The sequence below is a fragment of the Luteimonas padinae genome (assembly GCF_014652935.1).
GTDB classification, from domain to species: Bacteria; Pseudomonadota; Gammaproteobacteria; order Xanthomonadales; family Xanthomonadaceae; genus Luteimonas; species Luteimonas padinae.
The window spans coordinates 1-17,880 of the sequence record NZ_BMZT01000010.1 but is presented as its reverse complement, the minus strand read 5'-3'; the positions used below and the strand labels follow the sequence as shown (position 1 = coordinate 17,880).

Here is a 17,880-nt window from a genome sequence, read left to right as displayed (position 1 = left end):
CTATGACAGAAAGGCGGATCTGCCCTACGAGCGGCTCTCTACTTCTGGCTCACCCTACTGATCGGAAGTGGCGCCAAGGAGGCTATGACCGACAAGCGCAGCTACAGCCACAACAGAAGCACCGGGCCATTCGGGTTTGTTCTATCTCAAGCGCCGGCTCATACCCATCTGGCGCTCAAGCAACGAAACCGCCACCAGGAGTGTCATCTAGCCAAGTAACAGGCACACCTAGCTCTTCACCTAGAGCAAGAAGGTCAGCATTGATTTTTATCATCGCCAACTGCAGCGCCTGCAAAGAGTCTGCACCAATCGCATAACTCTGCTTCCTATTCTGACCGGTATCCAACGAGTACCAGCAACGGTAGTCACCCTCATCTTCTTCCGGCTTGCCAATCGTCACAACGATGGCCGAATCGCCAGCCTTAAGTGTTCGTTGAGCGATCGGATCTTTCACTTCGGACATTTCGATTTACCAGATAACAAGAGGGGGAAGTGGGCGACCAGCCCTACATGCACCATAGCGTTCTTGAACGCTTGCCCAGCACCTAGCTCTAGGACCTGTACCAGGGATCGTCGCCATTCTGCACATCTGTTCATCTTTTTTAGCTTGTTCCTCGCACTTGTCTTCATCGGTGGGGCAACGTACTTGTCCTACGAGATTTCCGATTGCACCACCAATCGAAGAGCCAATAAGTCCCCCACCCTTGCTTCCCCCGAAAGCTCCACCCGCAGCACAAGCAGCGGCACCAGGGCCGCTTGGGCTGCAGACGAGTCCGCCACCTACTCCACCGAGTACACCGCCTCCAGCGTAGCCAATAGCACCACCACACACCGCACCACCAGCGGTATAGGCAGCTATGCATTGTTGATCTTTTCCAAGACCCAGCGCGTCGGTGAAGATCAGCGGACTGGATTCGACATAAGCGTAAGTACTGATACCGCCCCGCAGACCCGTTGGATCGCTTTCTGGATGTCTGCCAGTGCTTGAGTCATAGCTGCGGAAGTAGTTGTAATTGAGTCCACTTGCCGCATCGTATCGTTGCCCCGGGAACCGCATGTCGAGCCTGAAGGCAACGCCGTCGCCATCCGGATCCTCGTCTGGCACGCTGTCGCCGAACGCTTCGCTGCGGAGTTCCCAGGTCCAGACCGCCGACCTTCCGCCGGGCTCGAACACCACGCGGGGCGTTCCGAGGTGGTCGGGCTGCACGTAATGCAGTCGTCGGCCCGAGCCTGGCATGCCCTGCAACAGGCCCACCGGCAGATCGTCCAGCCAGATCACCTGCTGCGTGGGCGCGCCGGTACCGCCGTAATCACCCAGCCAGCGGCCACCTTCGTCGTAGACGCTGTAGGCGCTGGCAGCGCCCAGGTAGCTGCGCACCCGCTCGCCCTTGCCGTTGTAGGCGTAGCGCCGGCTGGTCACGCCGCCGGCCCTGACCTCGCTCAAGCGGTTGGTCGCGTCGTAGAGGAATTGCCGCGCCAGGCCGCCGATCGCCGTGGTGTTCCCGGCGGGATCGTAATCGCGGGCCACGCCCGCCACCGACGCGAGCCGGTGGCTTGTCGGTTCATACGCGTAGGCCTGCGTGCCGCCGGCATCGGAAAAGAAGGTGCGGTTGCCCGTCGCATCGTAGTCGTAGCTTTGATCCGGAAGTCCGCTGGCCCCGTCGCGGAACGCGGTCAGTCGGTTCAGTGCGTCGTACTGCAGCATCGCCTGCGGCAGCGCCGAATGGCCGGCGTCGTGCAGCCGCGTCAGGTTGCCGGCGGCATCGTGGCCGAAGCCGACGTCCAGTCCGTCCGGATCGGGATCGTGGAGCGCCCAAGGGCGGTAGTTCCGGTCGTGCGCGCGCACGAGCGTCCGGTCATTGCCGTAGCTCCAGCCTGCGCTCGGACCGAAGGGGTAGTAGAGGGCCGCCGTCAGCAGGAGTTCGCGGGATTCGCCGGGCCCGGTGACGCCGATCCCGGTGATGCGGTCCTGCACGTCGCGAACGTAGTCGACCACGGTGCCGTCCGGATACGTCATCGATCGCAGCAGGCCGCCGGTCGTATACCCGTAGCGCACGGCGAAGATCTGCCCGTTGGTGACCTGTACCTTGCGCACCAGGTCCCCGAACCGGTCGTAACAGTATTCGGTGCGGCCGCTGCCATCCAGCATCCTGCTGAGACGCCCGAGGGAGAAGGTCTCGCCGGTGCCGCACACGCTGGACGCCGTGTCGTACTGGTAGGTCACATCCAGCGCCGGCGCACCGGCGTGGGTCACCGCGGTGAGCCGGTCGAGCGCGTCGTAGGTCAGGCTCGTCATTTGGGTCCGGGCGTCGGTCTGCGTGGCCCGGTTGCCGCCGCTGTCATAGGTGTAGGTGGTGGTGCCCGTGTCCGGGCTGTCCAGCTGCAGGAGGTCGCCCAAGGCGTTGTAGGTATACGCGGTCTGCAAACCCTTGGGGTCGGTGACCTGGACGATCCTGTCGAGCGCGTCGTAGCCCATGAGCGTCTCGGCGCCGATGCCGCCGACATCCTGCACCGTACGCCTGAGGCGGCCCAGCGCGTCGTACTGGTGCGCGGTGGTCGTGCCCAGGGGATCCGTGACCGCGGTGACGTTGCCGTTGCCGTCACGCGCGTAGTCGGTCGGATTGCTCGCGGCATCGGCCGTGGTCTCCAGTCGCCCCAGCGCGTCATAGATTCGAAACAGCGAACGACGAAGCGTACCGTCGGCTTCGCGGGTCCGCTCGGCCACGCGATTTCCGGCGTTGTCGAGCGTGTAAGCGATGTACCCGCCCTCACTGTCGCTGATCCGGACCAGACGCTTCGCAGGGTCGTACAGGAAGTCCAGGTAGGCGCCCCCTGGACGAGTGACGCGCTGCACCAGTCCGTTCGGCCAGTACTGCGTCCTCGTGATGCGATCGTCCGTTTCGACACCGCTGTTCGGCCCGCGGATCTTCACGGCGGTCAGCCAGCCGCGTGGATGGTACTCGTACTCGGTTGTGACGCCATTGGGATTCTTCGTGGAGAGTGCACGCCCGGTTGCGTCGTAGCGCAGGAACTCGGTCACCCGCCCCAGTGCATCCGTGACCTTCCATAGGTCACCCCGGCGGTACTGGCAGGTCGCCGGCGCCGCCGAGCAGCCGACGTGATCGTTCTGGTAATAGGCATAGCTGGTCACATCACTCACGTCGGTACGCGGACCGTCGACGTTGATCGGCAGGCCGATCATCGGGCAGATGCCCAGGTTGACGTCGCCCGCCTCGCAGTATGTCGTGGTGACCGTACGACTCACCGCCGCCACCGGATCGCTTCGGGTGGAAATCAGCACTTGGCCGCGCGCGTTGAGAGCGAACACATCCCGCGCGATCAGGACATTGCCTGCATCGAAGATCCTGCGCTCGGTCGCCTTCCGGAGCGTCGGATGCCAGTCTGTCTCCACGGTGCGCCTGCTTCCGGCGGTGTCGGTGGCAGCCTCGACGCGCCGGGTTTCCAGACCCCGTGCGTCATAGATGAACTGTGTGACGTTGCCCTCGAAATCAGTCGCGCTCTGAGGGTAGCCGTTGGCGTCGTACGAGCGGGCCGCAGCTGCATTGGTGCAGCCGTCGCAGGGTGCATCCAACAAGGCGAGCCGCGCCGCGCGATGACTGACACTGAATCCATAGTTCCGGGTCTTGCCCAGGCTGTCGGTGATGGTGGCACTGCCGCTGGAATTGAACTGCAGCGTCACCCGGTCGACGGCCGACGAGTGCGGGCCATGCACACTCAGCACCGCGCGCCGATTGGCGTCATAGCGCCAGCTTGCCTCGCGATGGCTGCTCTCGTCGGTGATGCCGGTCAGCGCATGTGGCTGGGAAACACCGCCGGTCTGGCCCGTCTCGTTGTAATGGTAGGTGCGGGTGACCGTGCCCGAAGGCTCGGTCGGGTAGCTGACAGTCACCAGGTTGCCGCCGCTGTAGGAATAACCGATGACGGTGCCGGCGCTGTCGGTCAGTGAGGTCAGTGCGTTGCCGGTGTAGCCGAAGGCCAGCCAGCGACCCTGTGGATCGGTCACGCGCTGTACGTAGGGGGAAACGCCCGTAGCGGTCGCATAGCTCAGTGTCTGCACGAAGCCTTCGGGCGACGTGATCGCGGTCAGCTGGCCGAGATCATCGTAATTCTCGACGGTGTCATCCGCGCGCCGGTAGGTCGCCGATACCAGGACACCGCCGGAGACCGTGGCCGTAAGCGTTTCGGGCACATCCGCGTCGCCGACCCAGTTGCCTCCGACGAGGCTGAACGTCTGGATGGCGCCGTTGGGACGGTAGGCTCGGATCCGCGTCACCGAAGTTCCGCTGAGCAGGGGCACCAGCCTCGCGGCATAGTTGTGCGTCCAGCCCACGCCGATGGGCCGCACCTGGTTGTCGGCCACGCGATGACTGTTATAGGTGCGGACGAACTCCAGTGGAAACATGCCGGCACCACGGTAGTCCAATTCGCGCTGGCGCTTGTTGCCCGTGGCGCTGGCAATCGGGTTCGACTTGTTGCCGCCGTCGGCAGGACAGTCGTTGTCGCATTTGGGTACACCGCATTGCCCCGTTTCCGGGTCCGCCAGGCCAAGCAACGCACATGTCGGCCTGGTGCCGAGTGGGCCGTAGACCACGGTGTCCACCAATTCCACCGGAAGCCAGCGGCCGAACTGTTGGCGTTCGATCACGCCCCTGCAGATGCGTTCGCCGATGCCGACGTCCGGGCCGACGTTGGGAGATGCATAGCGATGGGGCAGCGTACTGCCTGCCTCGTAGCCATCCCGGCGCCGCTGCAGTTCGCCGGTCAGGCAGGCCTCTTCGCCGTTCGGATAGTGGGTCTGGTTCGTGTCGAAGCGTGAATCGAGCCAGTAGGTTTCAGCCAGCGCCGGTCCGGAGACAAGCAGGACACAGGGAACCCACAGGGCGGCCCACAGTCGGAATACCGGGAAGCCTCGCATCGCCCATCCTCCATGGAATCGGCAGGCGCGACCGAAAGGAGCGACCGTGCTGCCATGCAAGTCGAACTCGTCTTCGTCGGAAGCCCGTGCAGCGACCTGCGTGCCACGCGAGCGCGCCGGGTCGAGATCGGGTCCCCGGGCGACGTCTACTCGCGCGCTGATGACAAGTCAACATGATCCAGACGAACGGTTACCATGTGCGTTGGTCCCAGGCCCATCTGTCGTACCCATGCCGTCTATTGCCCCCCCCCAGATCCCGGCCGCCGGGCAGGCCGCAGCGCCCGCAGCCGCTTCGGGACCATCTGCGGGCGAACTGCGCTGCCCGCCGCTGTCGCTGTACGTGCACCTGCCCTGGTGCGTGCGCAAATGCCCCTACTGCGACTTCAACTCGCACGAACAGCGCGGCGCCCTGCCCTTCGCCGGCTACGTGCAGGCGCTCGTCGCCGACCTCGAGCACGACCTGCCGCTGGCCTGGGGCCGCACCGTGCACAGCGTGTTCTTCGGCGGCGGCACGCCCTCGCTGTTCCCGGCCGATGCGATCGACGACTTCCTGCAGCAGGCCAGCGCACGGCTGCGCTTCGCGCCGGGCTGCGAGATCACGCTCGAGACCAATCCCGGCACCGCCGAGCACGGCCGCTTCGAGGGCTACCTCGCCGCCGGCGTGAACCGGCTCAGCTTCGGCATCCAGAGCTTCGACGACGGCTGCCTCCAGCGGCTGGGGCGCATCCATGACAGCCGCGAGGCCAACGCCGCGGTGAAGCTGGCGCAGGACGCGGGCTTCGACAACATCAACATCGACCTGATGTACGCGCTGCCGGGCCAGGACCTGGCCGGCGCCGCGCGCGACCTCGAGCGCGCCTTCGCGCTGCAGCCCGCGCACGTGTCGCACTACCAGCTCACGCTGGAGCCCAACACCCTGTTCGCCGCACGCCCGCCCGACGCGATTCCGGACGAGGACGCCGCCTGGGACATGCAGGAGCACTGCCAGGCGATGCTGGCCACCGCCGGCTTCGACCACTACGAGGTCAGCGCCTACGCGCGGCCCGGCCGGCAGTGCGCGCACAACCTCAACTACTGGCGCTTCGGCGACTACCTCGGCATCGGTGCCGGCGCGCACGGCAAGATCAGCCTGGGGGCGACGCAGGCCGTGCGCCGGCGCTGGAAGCTCAAGCACCCCACGGCGTGGATGTCCGCCGCCGGCACCGCCGACGCGCTGGGCGGCGACGAGGATGTCCCGGCCTCCCGCCTGCCCTTCGAATACATGCTCAACGCGCTGCGCCTGCACGAGGGCTTCGCGCTGGCCGACTTCGAGGCGCGCACCGGCCTTCCGCGCTCGACGATCCAGCGGGAGCTTGACGAAGCAGTGGCCCGCGGCTGGCTGGCCAGCGACGGCGACGGCGACGGCGACGGCGAGCGGATGGTGCCGACGACGCTCGGGCGGCGCCTGGGCAACGACGTCGTGTCCCTGTTCCTCCCCTGACGGCGCGTGCAGGTGGTGGCCGGTCCCGGGTGCGGACCGCGTGCTGGCCGTCACACCGTGCCCGTGATATGAATCGCCCAGGGGAACCGGCAGCACGACCATGTCATTGACGACACATCCAGACCACGGCCACGCCAGGCTCAACCTGGCGGCGGCCGACCTGCCGCGTCGCGTCCGCCAGGCGCTGGACGCGGCGCTACGGGTGGTCTCCGCCGAGCTCGACCCGTACCTGGCCTTGCTGCTGGACGAGTACGAGCAGGAGCTGTTCCGCCTCGGCGAGCGCGCCCGCCACCCGGGCAGTGAATCCGCCTACGTCCAGTCGCTGCGCACCTTCCGTGCCGGCCGCTCGGACCTGGTGCCGCAGTTCATGCTCGAACTCGAAGCCGGCCTTGCCGGGATCCGCGCGGCGCCGGCGCCCGAGCCGGCCCATGCGCCCGCCGCGCCGGTTGCCGGCCGCGTGCTGAGCCTGGTCGACGATTCGATGATCGACGAGGACACCCTGCTGCGCGAGATCGCCACCCGTCAGGAAGGCCGCGCGAGCCTGCCGATGCACCTGCTCGGCCAGCGCTTCGGCGTACTGGCCGGCACGCCTGCGATGGACGCCGGGCGCCTGCCGCTGGGCCCGCAGGCCGTGTGCCGCGCGCTGCGCGAGGCCTGCCGCTCGCTCCACCTCGGCCCGGAGTCACGCGAGCTGCTGTACCGCCTGTTCGATCGCCTGGTCATGGCGCACTACGCGCCGGTGCTGGAGAAGCTCGACGCGACGCTCGACCAGGCGGGCGTGCTCAAGGGCCTGACCTACGTGCCACTGCGCCTGCGCGCCTCCTCGCGCCAGGAGGCCCTGGACGCGGCCGAGGGCTCCGCACCCGGCCAGGCCTCGGCGCGTCCTCCGAGACGCGAGCCAGGAGGCCGCGCTGGCGAGGCGACCGCGGACGGATCCCGCCCCTCCGGCGGCCGTCCCGGCGAGCCCGCGGCGCCCGCGCACCGCGCACGTCCCGACGGCAGCCCCCGGAACGGCGGAGGCGCCACCGCCGGTGACGGCCATGACGCCGGTGCCTCGATACCGCCGGGAACCGGAGCGGCCACGCGGCCGCACACGGCCTGGATGGCGGAAACCACCACCGCCCTTGCCGGCAGCGACGAGGAGGCCTCCTACCTCGCGCTCCAGCAGCTGCTGGCCGGCCGCCGGGCGCTGATCGGCAAGCTGCGCTCCGCGCGGCCGTCCGGCGCGATGGCGACGCTCGGCACCGGCGAGCTCATGAGCGCCCTGGGCACCCTGCAGCGCCAGCCGCACGGCCCCGGGGGCGCGCAGCCCAGCCTGATGGACGTGCGCCAGATGCTGCTCGCGCAGGCGCGCCAGCGTCACGGCAAGGGCGCCGCGCTGTCGCAGCGCGACAACGACACTTTCGAGCTGCTGCACCTGCTGTACGGCCAGCTCGAGGGCGAGATCAGCGCCGATGCGCCGGCCGCGGCCCTGATCCGGCGCCTGCAGCTGCCGCTGCTGCGGGTGGCGCTGCAGGACCAGGCCTTCTTCGTCCAGGCCACCCATCCGGCGCGCGAACTCCTCAACACCGTCGCCGAGACCGCCGCCAGCTGGCTCGACAAGGACGACGTCGACCCGCAGCTGCTGTTGCCGCTGCAGCAGGCCGTGAGCCACGTCGTCGACCGCTACGACGGCGACACCGCCGTCTTCGAGGCCAGCAACGCGCAGCTGCAGGGCCACCTGCAGGCGCAGGTGCGCAAGGCGGAGATGCTCGAGCGCCGGCACGTCGAGGCGGCGCGGGGCAAGGAAAAGCTCGAGGTCGCCAAGCTGCGTTCGGCGGCCGCGCTGGAGAAGCTGCTCGGCGACCAGCGCATCCCGAAGTTCTCGCGCGCGCTGCTGGGCCAGGCCTGGGCCGACGTGCTCACCCTGACCCTGCTGCGCCAGGGCGAGGATTCGGCGGAGTGGCAGGCACAGCTCGACGCCACCCGTCGCATCATCGCCGCCTGCGCGAAGGGCGAGGACGCCGCCGACCCGGCGCTGGCCGCGCACGTGGAAACCGCGCTGTCGCAGGTCGGTTACCACGCCGAGGAAGCGGCCATCATCGCCGCCCGCCTCACCAGCAGCCGCAGCGACGAGGACGATCCGGCCTCACGCACCGAACTGGCGATGAAGCTCAAGGCGCGCACGCGCCTGGGCGAGGACGCCGAGCGCGCGCGCCGGCCGGACCTGCCGCCGCGCACGCCGGAGGAACAGGCGCGCTACGAGCAGCTGCGGGTGATGCCGTTCGGCACCTGGATCGAATTCACCACCAACCAGCAGGGCGACGTCGTCCGCCGCCGCATGTCCTGGTTCAGCCCGGTCACCGACAACGCCCTGTTCGTGAACCAGCGCGGCCAGCGCATCGGCGAGCATTCGCTGGATTCGCTCGCGCGGATGATCGCGGCCGGACAGGCGCGCATCGTCACCGCCGAGCGCGGCCGCCTGGTCGACCGCGCCTGGCAGGCCGCGCTGCGCACCCTGCGCAGCTTTGCCGGCCGCGGCGACGCGCCGCCCATCGCCGGGGACCAGCACGCATGATCAACGAGTTCCGCCGCGCCCGGCGCCGCAAGGCCGCCGACACCATCCTGGTGGTGGACGCCATGACCGAGCGCGTCGTGGGCCGCATCGGCAACCTGTCCGAGACCGGCATGCTGCTGATGGCCGGCGCCCCGCTGGCCGACGACGCGCTGTACCAGTTCCGCTTCAGCCTGCCCGCGGATGACGGCGGCGAGGCGACCATCGAGGTCGGCGCCCACCTGCTGTGGGTGGACCAGGCCAGCGCCCCGGGGCAGGCCTGGGCGGGCTTCCGCTTCATCGGCCTGACCGAACACCAGGCCGGCCCGCTGCGCGCCTGGATCGACGCCCCCGGCAGCCGCTACGAATAGGCCGCGGCCTGCACGCGGGCGATGCGGCAGAATGTCCGTCTCCCCTGCCCGACGGACCGCCATGACCACCCAATCGCCCGCCACCCTCTACGCCGGCCACCTCGAGACCCTGTCCGCACGCGCGGCGACGGCGCTGGAGCGCGGCGGCTTCGACCACCTGGTGGTGCCCAGCGGCACCCTGCACTACCAGGTCTTCGACGACCGCGACTATCCCTACGCGGCCAATCCGCAGTTCAAGCACTGGGTGCCGCTGGTGCGCAATCCCGGCAGCTGGCTGGTGGTCACGCCCGGACAGCGCCCGAAGCTGGTCTACCTGCAGCCGCGCGACTACTGGCACGTGGTGCCCGAGGCGCCCACCGGGTACTGGGTCGAGCATTTCGACATCGAGGTGATCCGCACCCCGGACGAGGCGCTGCAGCACCTGCCGCGCAACGCCACCCGCTGCGCCATCCTCGGTGAGCCGCAGAGCGCGCTCGGGCGCTACGGCGCGTTCGCGCCGAACAACCCGCAGCCGGTGATCGACTACCTGGAGTACCACCGCGCGTACAAGACCTCGTACGAGATCGAGATGATGCGCGAGGCCCAGCGCCGCGCCGTGCGCGGCCATCGCGCCGCCGAGCGCGCCTTCCGCGCCGGCGCCAGCGAGTTCGGCATCCACCTGGCGTACTGCCAGGCCGTGGGCCAGGACGCGAACGAACTGCCCTACGGCAACATCGTCGCGCTGAACGCCCACGGCGCGGTGCTGCACTACACCGAACTCGACCGCCTGCCGCCGAAGCCGGTGCAGAGCTTCCTGCTCGACGCCGGCGCCAGCCACGCCGGCTACGCCGCCGACATCACCCGCACCCACGCCATGGACCGCGGCGGCGAGTTCCAGGCCTTCATCGACGCCATCGATGCCGCCGAACTCGCGATGTGCGACCAGGTCCGCGCCGGCGTCGACTACCGCCAGCTGCACCTCGACGCCCACCTCGCGCTGTCCGGCGTGCTGAAGGACTTCGGCATCGTGACCTGCGGCGCCGAGGAGGCCGTGGCCACCGGCCTGAGCGCGAGCTTCTTCCCGCACGGCATCGGCCACGGCCTTGGCCTGCAGGTGCACGACGTGGCCGGCTTCGCCGCGTCCGACGCCGGCGGCACCATCGACAAGCCCGCGGGCCACCCCTATCTGCGCCTGACCCGCGAACTGGCGCCGGGCATGGTGGTCACGATCGAGCCCGGCCTGTACTTCGCCGACATGCTGATGGAAGACCTGCAGGCCAGCGACAACGCGCGCCTGGTCGACTGGGACCGCGTCGAGGCCTTCCGCCCGTTCGGCGGCGTGCGCATCGAGGACAACGTGGTGTGCACCGACGCGGAGCCGGTCAACCTGACTCGCGAAGCGTTCGCGGCGCAGGCCTGAGCGCTGCCGCAGGCGTCACTCCCGCGGCAGTGCGCCGCTTCAGCCCGCCATGAACGCTTCGATCTCGTCCGCGCTCCGCGCCAGCCCTTCGGTCAGCACCTCGTGGCCGTCGCGGGTGATGGCGACATCATCCTCGGTGCGGATGCCGATGCCGCGCCACTTCGCGGCGACGCTGGTGTCGCCAGGCGGGATGTAGATGCCCGGCTCGATGGTGTAGACCATGCCGGGCTCGAGCAGGCGCGATTCGCCGTCGATGCGGTAGTCGCCGACGTCGTGCACGTCCAGGCCGATCCAGTGGCCGGTCTTGTGCGGGTAGAAGCGGCGATAGGCGCCATCGGCGACCACCTTCTCCAGCCTGCCCTTGAGCAGGCCCAGCGACAGCATGCCCTCGGCCAGCACGTCCACCGCGGCCCTGTGCCCGGCTTCCCACGGCACGCCCGGCCTTGCCTGCGCCAGCGCTGCCGCATGCGCGGCACCCACCAGGTCGTGCAGGACGCGCTGCTCGCGGCTGAAGCGCCCGTCGACCGGAAAGGTGCGGGTGATGTCGGCGGCGTAGCCGCGGTACTCGGCGCCGGCGTCGACCAGCACCAGGTCGCCCTTCCGCGCGACCGCGTCATTGGCGCGGTAGTGCAGCACGCAGGCGTTGGCGCCGGCACCGACGATGCTGCAGTAGGCGGGCTCGGCACCGGAGGCGCGGAACACGCGCTCCAGCTCGGCCTGCAGCTCGTACTCGCGCATGCCCGGTCGCGCCGCGCGCATCAGCGCCTGGTGGGCCTGCACGCTGATCTTCGCCGCGCGGCGCATCAGTTTCAGCTCGTCGGCGCCCTTGATCAGGCGCATCTCGTCGAGCAGGTGCCCGAGCTCGAGGAATTCGTGCGGCGGCTGCGCACCGTGGCGGACCTGGGCACGCACGCGGTTGAGCCAGCCGATCAGCTTCAGGTCGAAATCGGTGTCGCGGCCGAAGTGGTAGTACACGCGGCTGCGGCCCTCGAGCAGGCCGGGCAGGATCTCGTCGATGTCGTCGATCGCGTAGGCGTCGTCCACGCCCAGCGCGTCCGGCGCGCCTTCGGGCCCCACGCGCGGGCCGTCCCAGGCTTCGCGCTCGGGGTCGCGCTCGCGGCAGAACAACAGGCTCTCGCCATGGCTGCGGCCCGGTACCAGCACCAGCACCGCTTCGGGCTCCTCGAAGCCGCTGAGGTAGAGGACGTCGGAGTCCTGCCGGTAGGGATGGTAGGTGTCGCGGCTGCGCACGCGCTCCGGCGCGGCGGGCAGGATGAGGATGGCGTCCTCCCCGGCCATGCGCATCAGCTGGCGGCGGCGGCGACGGTAGGCGGCGAGCGCGGTGGCCGGCGTGGCGCGTGCGTTCATGCGTGCGCTGCGGGCGGCGTCAGTTGAGGCGGTTGCGATGGCGCGCGGCGAGCGCGCAGTCGCCGTGCAGGAGCAGCGCGGCCACGCGCACGAACTCCTCGATCTCGGCGAGCGCGGCCTCGTCCTCCTCGTCGCCGTCGTCCTGGGCGGTGGCGCGGGCCAGGCGGGCAAGGTCGGCCAGCGCCTCCGTGCCTTCATCCGAGAGCCGCGGCTCGCTGCCGGCGGCGAGCCCGAACGCACCGACGAAGCCCCGGCACCAGTCGAACAGCGCGCCGCTGCGCTCGGCCAGCGATGCCTCCTCGTCCGGAACCAGCAGTTCCAGGCCGAAGTCGCGATCCTCGAACTGCGCCGAGGTCGCCGCCTGCAGGCGCGCGAGCGCCGACCCGGCCGCGGGCGCCGGCAGGCTGTCGTCGACCATGACGCGGGCGAGCCAGTGGCCGCCCGCGTCGCCGCCACCGGCAAGCCAGCCGCACAGCCCGCCGTGGAGTTCGGACGCGGGCGTGGCCAGCCCCGCCTCGCGGCAGGCCTGTTCGACTTCGGACATGTGGGGCAAGGAGTCTGGCATGGCGGGATCGGCTGGATCGGCTGGAAACGGGCCGATGGAGTGTACCGTGCGCGCCGCTTGTTGCCGGTGCGCGGCCACGCCTACACTGCGGTGCCCGCCTGGGGAGGCGGAAGGGGAGCAGTCTCTTGCCCGTCGCAGGACCCGGGTTGGCCATCGCCGTCGCGGCCGTCGTGCTGCTCGCGGCCTCGTGCATCGCCTTGTTCCTGCGCGTGCGCGCCCTGCGGCGCGAAGCCGGCCGGCTCGGCGAGCGCGAGCGCGGTTTCCGCGACGCGCTGTGGGCGAGCAACCAGCGCTACTGGGATTTCCACGTGCCCACCGCGCGCCTGCGCTACCTGGTCGCCCGCCATGATCAGCGCGGCACCGACCATGACTTCAGCTCCGAACAGGCCGACCCGGCCGCCGTCATCCACCCCGACGACCTGCCCGCCGTGGTCGACCGCATGCACCGCTACGTCGCCGGCGAAACCAGCGAGTTCTCTTCCGAGCACCGCGTTCGCGCCGACAGTCCCGCCGGCAGCCGGGGGGGCTGGGTCTGGATCCGCGCCCGCGGGCGGGCGGTCGAGCACCACGCCGAGGGCTCGGTGCTGCGCGTGGCCGGAACCTCGCTGGACATCGACCGCAACCGCGCGGTCGAGCGCGAGAACCGCATTGCCAGCGAAGTGCTGCGCAGCATGAACGAAGCCGTGGCGGTGCTGGACGAGCACTTCCGCTTCCTGTCGGTCAATCCGGCCTTCACCCGGATCACCGGCTACACGGCCGAGGAGGTCACCGGCCGCGGCGCCGAGATCCTCGACAGCCTGCAGCACGAGCCCGCGAGCGGACGCGGGGTGCGCGAGGGCGTGGCGCGGGAAGGCCGCTGGTCGGGCGAACTCTGGCAGCGCCACGGCAGCGGCGAGGAGTTCCTCTGCGCGATCGAGGCCGCGACCGTGTCCGGCACGGCGCCGCACGGCGAGCGCATGTACGTGGTGATGCTGAGCGACATCACGCTGCAGAAGCGCGCCGACGAGGAACTGCGCTATCTGGCCAACTTCGATTCGCTGACCAACCTGCCCAACCGCTCGCTGCTGGCCGAGCGGCTGTCGCGCGCGATCGTGCGCGCGCGCCGCGAGGGCTCGCGCGCGTGGCGGTGCTGTTCCTCGATCTCGACCGCTTCAAGGACATCAACGACTCGCTGGGACACGCGACCGGCGACCGCATCCTGCGCGCCGTCGCCGAGCGCCTGCAGCAGACGGTTGGCCATGGCCAGACCGTGGCGCGCCTGGCCGGCGACGAGTTCACCGTGATCCTCGAGGACCTGGCCGCGGCCGAGGACGCCGAGCGCGTGGCGCGCGAGATCATCATGGCGTTCGAGGCTCCGCTGCAGCCGCAGGAGGGCCAGGAAGTCTCGGTGTCGCCCTCGATCGGCATCAGCGTCTACCCCGACCACGCCCAGGTGCCCACCGAGCTGCTCAAGCGCGCCGACGCCGCGATGTACCAGGCCAAGGCCGCCGGCCGCCGCACCTGGATGCGCTACGACGACAGCATGGAAGCATCGATCCGGCGGCGCGCGACGCTGGCCGGCGCGCTGCACAAGGCGCTGGACCGCGGCGAACTGCGCGTGGTCTACCAGCCCAGGCAGTCGCTCGCGACCGCGCGCATCACCGGCGCCGAAGCCCTGCTGCGCTGGTCGAGCCCGGAGCACGGCGAGATCGCGCCGGACGAGTTCATCCCGCTGGCCGAAGAGAACGGCATGATCCTGGAGATCGGCGAGTGGGTCCTCCGCGAGGCCTGCCTGGCGCTGCAGCGCTGGCGGCAGCACGGACTCGGCGGTCTGACCATGTCGGTGAACATGTCGGTGCTGCAGCTCCTGCGCGGCGACTTCGCCGGGGTGGTGCGGCGGGTGCTCGACGACACCGGCGTTCCGCCGCAGGCGCTGGAGCTGGAGCTGACCGAAAGCGTGCTGATGGCCAATGCCGCGCAGACCGCGCTGAAGCTGCAGGCCTTCCGCGAGCTCGGGGTATCGCTGGCCATCGACGACTTCGGCACCGGCTATTCGTCGCTCGCCTATCTGAAGCGGCTGCCGATCACCACGATCAAGATCGACCGGACCTTCATCGCCGACCTCGGCCACGATCCCGAGGGCGCCGCGATCACCACCACCGTGATCGCGATGGCGCACGGGCTGGGGCTGAACGTCGTCGCCGAGGGTGTGGAGAACCAGGTCCAGGCCGACTTCCTGGCCCTCCACCACTGCGACGAGATCCAGGGCTACTGGGTGTCGCGGCCGCTCGACGCGATGGCGTGCATGGCCTTCATCCGCAACCGGCGGCCTCCGGCGCCGCGCGCGGCAGCACGGCCCGCGACTCCGCCTTGACCGCCCTTCCGCGCCTGCCTATCGTGCCCGGATGGACACCGATGACGTACTCGCCCAGCTGCAGAGGCTCTCCGAACGCTTCGACGAGCTGGCGGTGCGTACGCGTAGGCTGGCCGAGGAGAACCGGAGCCTGCGCCAGCAGCACGACCACGTGTCGGGCGAGCGCTCGCAGCTGCTGGCCCGGAATGAACAGGCCCGCAGCCGGGTCGAGGCGATGATCGCGCGGCTGAAGTCGCTGGAGCAGCACACGTGAGCGAACCCAGGGCCGTCAGCATCCGCGTGCTGGACCGCGAGTACACCGTCGGCGTCGGCAGCGGCGAGGTCGACGGGCTCATGGCGGCCGCGCGCGTGCTCGACACCCGCATGCGCGAAGTTCGCGGCGCCAACCGCATGGCCGCCATCGACCGCGTGGCGGTGCTGGCCGCGCTCAACCTCGCGCACGAGCTCGAGCAGCTCAAGCGCAGCCATGAACAGCGCGACCGCGAGATCACCCGCTCGCTGCAGGCCATGCAGGCGCGGCTTGACGCCATGCTCGATGCCTGAAACGGCGCGCGCGGCGGTGCGCAAGGTGAACGCCTGCCGACAAGTGGCCACGCCCGCCAGCAGGCACGCGCTATACTGCGTCAGCGTCCTCTGCCGTGACCGACGGCGTGCACAAACATTCGCCTTGTCCCTTAATGACGACCACGGGGACGCGACGGAAGCCTGGCGCGCATGTCCGCCCACGAGCGGGAAGCCCGAAGGCAGCCAAGCGTTCCCACTTGAACCCCGGGTTCAAGGTCGTTTGGCATGCATCGACATGGCGGAGGACGTATTCCTTCCTGAGCGCCCGGCCGGGGCCATCGCGATGGTGATGGCATGACCACCGGACGCAGTGCGCTGCGCCGCCTGATGCGCGAGCGCAGGCGCGAAGTCCCCCCTGCCGCGCGCATCGGCGCCGCGGGCGGGCTGGCGGCACAGCTCCTCGCACATCCGCTTCCCCCTGGCGCGCACGTCGCCGGGTACTGGGCTGCGGACGGCGAGATCCCGCTGCATGTCTGGCAGCTGCGGCTCCCCGGCGACGTGACCTACTGCCTGCCCGTCCTGCACGAAGACGGCCGCCTGCGCTTCGCCCCCTGGAAGGCCGGCGAGGCCGTCGAGGCCAACCGGTACGGCATTCCCGAGCCGGTGGTGGCGGCGGACGCCCTGCTGCAGCCGGAGCGGCTGGACCTGGTGGTCGTGCCCCTGGTCGGCTTCGACCATCGCTGCCATCGGCTGGGCATGGGTGGCGGCTGGTACGATCGCAGCTTCGCGTTCCGCCACCACGCGCCTGCGCCACCCGTGCTGGTCGGCGCCGCGTTCGCCTTCCAGCAGGTCGTCGGCGAGCTGCCCAGCGAAGACTGGGACGTGCAGCTCGACGCGGTCTGCACCGATCTCTCCACCGTTTCACGAGCGACATGAGCACTGGCAAGCGCAAGCGTTACTGGCTGATGAAGTCCGAGCCGGAAGACTTCTCGATCGACGACCTCGAGCGCGTGGGCACCGAGCCCTGGACCGGCGTGCGCAACTACCAGGCGCGCAACTTCATGCGCGACGGCATGCAGCTGGGCGACGGCGTGCTGTTCTACCACTCCAACTGCGACGTGCCGGGCATCTACGGCATCGCCGAGGTGGCCAGCGCCGCATACCCGGATCCGACGCAGTTCGAGCGCAAGTCGAAATACTTCGACGCGAAGGCGACCCCCGAGGAGCCGCGCTGGATGCTGGTCGACGTCGGCTTCGTGCGCAGGTTCGAAGCGCCGGTGACGCTGGCCGCCATCCGCGAGCGCGCGGATGCGCTGGGCGAGGAGTTCGCGCTGATCCGCAAGGGCAGCCGCCTGTCCGTGCTGCCGGTCACCGCCGCGCAGTGGAAGATCCTGCTGGCCATGGAGCCGAAATGAGCGACGCGAAACGCCTGGCCGGCGAGAAGGCCATCGAGTACGTGGAAGACGGCATGGTGGTCGGCGTGGGCACCGGGTCCACGGTGGCCTTCTTCATCGATGCGCTGGCGGGGCTCCGCGACCGGATCGCGGGCGCGGTCTCCAGCTCCGAGCAGAGCACCGAACGCCTGCGCAGCCATGGCATCGAAGTGCTCGACCTGAACGCATGCGGCCCGATCCCGCTCTACGTCGATGGCGCCGACGAGTGCGACCCCGGCAAGCGGCTGATCAAGGGCGGCGGTGCGGCCCTGACCCGCGAGAAGATCATCGCCGAAGCCGCGGCGCAGTTCGTCTGCATCATCGATCCGTCGAAGGAGGTCCCCGTGCTGGGGCGCTTCCCGCTGCCGGTCGAGGTGATTCCGATGGCACGCAGCCTCGTGGCCCGCGAAATCCTGGCCATGACCGGCGGGCAGCCCGTCTGGCGCCAGGGCACAGTCACCGACAACGGCAACTGGGTGCTCGACATCCACGGCATGTCCATCACCGACCCGGTGGCTCTGGAACAGGCGATCAACCAGATCCCCGGCGTGGTGAGCGTGGGCCTGTTCGCCCGCCGGCCCGCGGACGTGGTGATCGTCGGCGGCACGTCGCCTCGGGTGCGCTGAGCAAGGTTCTTCCCCAACTGAGGGAACGCGGGCGGGGGCGCCGCGCTGCTTCGACGCGTGGCCTGCTGCCGCTCATGTCCCCCGATGCCGGCCCGCCGGGGCGGCATCTCCTCCTTGACTTCCCGTCAGCAGGCCACGCGCCGAAGGCATACAAGGTTCCGGCGGCCCGTTGAAAAAATGCAGCAGGCGACCCTGTCGACCCTGCGTTGACCGCGCAGGACCACTTTCCCGCGCCCAAAGAAAAACCCCGCAGCCGAGGCTGCGGGGTTTTGGGGTAAAGACCCTGGCGATGACCTACTCTCGCATGCTGGA

Annotated in this window: 14 protein-coding genes, 1 other RNA gene and 1 pseudogene; 12 read left to right on the top strand and 4 right to left on the bottom strand. The window is 69.6% G+C overall.

Going from position 1 to position 17,880, the window contains the following annotated elements:
- Positions 1-175: 175 nt before the first annotated feature.
- Both IE168_RS11900 and IE168_RS11895 read right to left on the bottom strand, forming a co-directional pair.
- Positions 176-454: a DUF6968 family protein gene (locus IE168_RS11900; protein ID WP_189498508.1), complete on the bottom strand. Its 279-nt coding sequence runs from the start codon at positions 452-454 to the stop codon at positions 176-178.
- Between the two features lie 15 nt (positions 455-469).
- Positions 470-4,936 carry an RHS repeat-associated core domain-containing protein gene (locus IE168_RS11895; RefSeq protein ID WP_189498506.1) on the bottom strand — a complete coding sequence of 1,489 codons (4,467 nt, stop codon included), beginning with the start codon at positions 4,934-4,936 and terminating at the stop codon, positions 470-472.
- A 229-nt stretch (positions 4,937-5,165) separates the two neighbouring features.
- Between IE168_RS11895 and hemW the strand changes: the two genes are divergently transcribed.
- From hemW to pepQ, 4 genes are all read left to right on the top strand, one after another.
- Positions 5,166-6,416, top strand: a complete 1,251-nt coding sequence (gene hemW / locus IE168_RS11890; RefSeq protein WP_189498504.1) for a radical SAM family heme chaperone HemW — start codon at positions 5,166-5,168, stop codon at positions 6,414-6,416.
- A gap of 106 nt (positions 6,417-6,522) precedes the next feature.
- On the top strand, positions 6,523-8,973 hold the full coding sequence (locus IE168_RS11885; protein WP_189498502.1) for a DUF1631 family protein: 2,451 nt from the start codon (positions 6,523-6,525) through the stop codon (positions 8,971-8,973).
- Positions 8,970-9,320 carry a PilZ domain-containing protein gene (locus tag IE168_RS11880; RefSeq protein WP_189498499.1) on the top strand — a complete coding sequence of 117 codons (351 nt, stop codon included), beginning with the start codon at positions 8,970-8,972 and terminating at the stop codon, positions 9,318-9,320. The genes IE168_RS11885 and IE168_RS11880 overlap by 4 nt, the downstream gene beginning before the upstream one ends.
- A gap of 61 nt (positions 9,321-9,381) precedes the next feature.
- Positions 9,382-10,719 carry a Xaa-Pro dipeptidase gene (pepQ, locus tag IE168_RS11875; protein ID WP_189498497.1) on the top strand — a complete coding sequence of 446 codons (1,338 nt, stop codon included), beginning with the start codon at positions 9,382-9,384 and terminating at the stop codon, positions 10,717-10,719.
- A 39-nt stretch (positions 10,720-10,758) separates the two neighbouring features.
- Here pepQ and IE168_RS11870 read toward each other — a convergent pair whose 3' ends face one another.
- Both IE168_RS11870 and IE168_RS11865 read right to left on the bottom strand, forming a co-directional pair.
- A complete protein-coding gene (locus IE168_RS11870) occupies positions 10,759-12,087 on the bottom strand; it encodes an aminopeptidase P N-terminal domain-containing protein (protein ID WP_189498494.1) in 1,329 nt (442 codons plus the stop codon).
- A gap of 19 nt (positions 12,088-12,106) precedes the next feature.
- Positions 12,107-12,652: a UPF0149 family protein gene (locus IE168_RS11865; protein ID WP_189498492.1), complete on the bottom strand. Its 546-nt coding sequence runs from the start codon at positions 12,650-12,652 to the stop codon at positions 12,107-12,109.
- Positions 12,653-12,822: 170 nt separating this feature from the next.
- On the opposite strand from IE168_RS11865, the pseudogene IE168_RS14600 reads away from it, so the two are divergent.
- The 8 genes and pseudogenes from IE168_RS14600 to rpiA form a co-directional block, all read left to right on the top strand.
- Positions 12,823-13,605: pseudogene (locus IE168_RS14600) on the top strand (PAS domain-containing protein); the annotation flags it as partial.
- A gap of 167 nt (positions 13,606-13,772) precedes the next feature.
- Positions 13,773-15,005, top strand: coding sequence for a putative bifunctional diguanylate cyclase/phosphodiesterase (locus IE168_RS11850; protein ID WP_189498490.1), 1,233 nt, complete (start codon positions 13,773-13,775; stop codon positions 15,003-15,005).
- Between the two features lie 31 nt (positions 15,006-15,036).
- On the top strand, positions 15,037-15,258 hold the full coding sequence (locus tag IE168_RS11845) for a TIGR02449 family protein (protein ID WP_189498489.1): 222 nt from the start codon (positions 15,037-15,039) through the stop codon (positions 15,256-15,258).
- Complete coding sequence (locus IE168_RS11840) at positions 15,255-15,548, top strand: cell division protein ZapA (protein ID WP_189498487.1); 294 nt, start codon at positions 15,255-15,257, stop codon at positions 15,546-15,548. The genes IE168_RS11845 and IE168_RS11840 overlap by 4 nt, the downstream gene beginning before the upstream one ends.
- 84 nt (positions 15,549-15,632) lie before the next feature.
- Positions 15,633-15,818: non-coding RNA, 6S RNA (ssrS, locus tag IE168_RS11835), on the top strand.
- A 45-nt stretch (positions 15,819-15,863) separates the two neighbouring features.
- The gene (locus tag IE168_RS11830; RefSeq protein WP_189498485.1) at positions 15,864-16,445 is read left to right on the top strand and encodes a 5-formyltetrahydrofolate cyclo-ligase; all 582 of its coding nucleotides are present in this window, start codon (positions 15,864-15,866) and stop codon (positions 16,443-16,445) included.
- Positions 16,442-16,924: an EVE domain-containing protein gene (locus IE168_RS11825; RefSeq protein ID WP_189498483.1), complete on the top strand. Its 483-nt coding sequence runs from the start codon at positions 16,442-16,444 to the stop codon at positions 16,922-16,924. Before IE168_RS11830 ends, IE168_RS11825 begins: the two co-directional genes overlap by 4 nt.
- Entirely contained in the window at positions 16,921-17,568 is a 648-nt protein-coding gene (gene rpiA / locus IE168_RS11820; protein ID WP_189498481.1) for a ribose-5-phosphate isomerase RpiA, read from the top strand. Before IE168_RS11825 ends, rpiA begins: the two co-directional genes overlap by 4 nt.
- Positions 17,569-17,880: the final 312 nt, after the last annotated feature.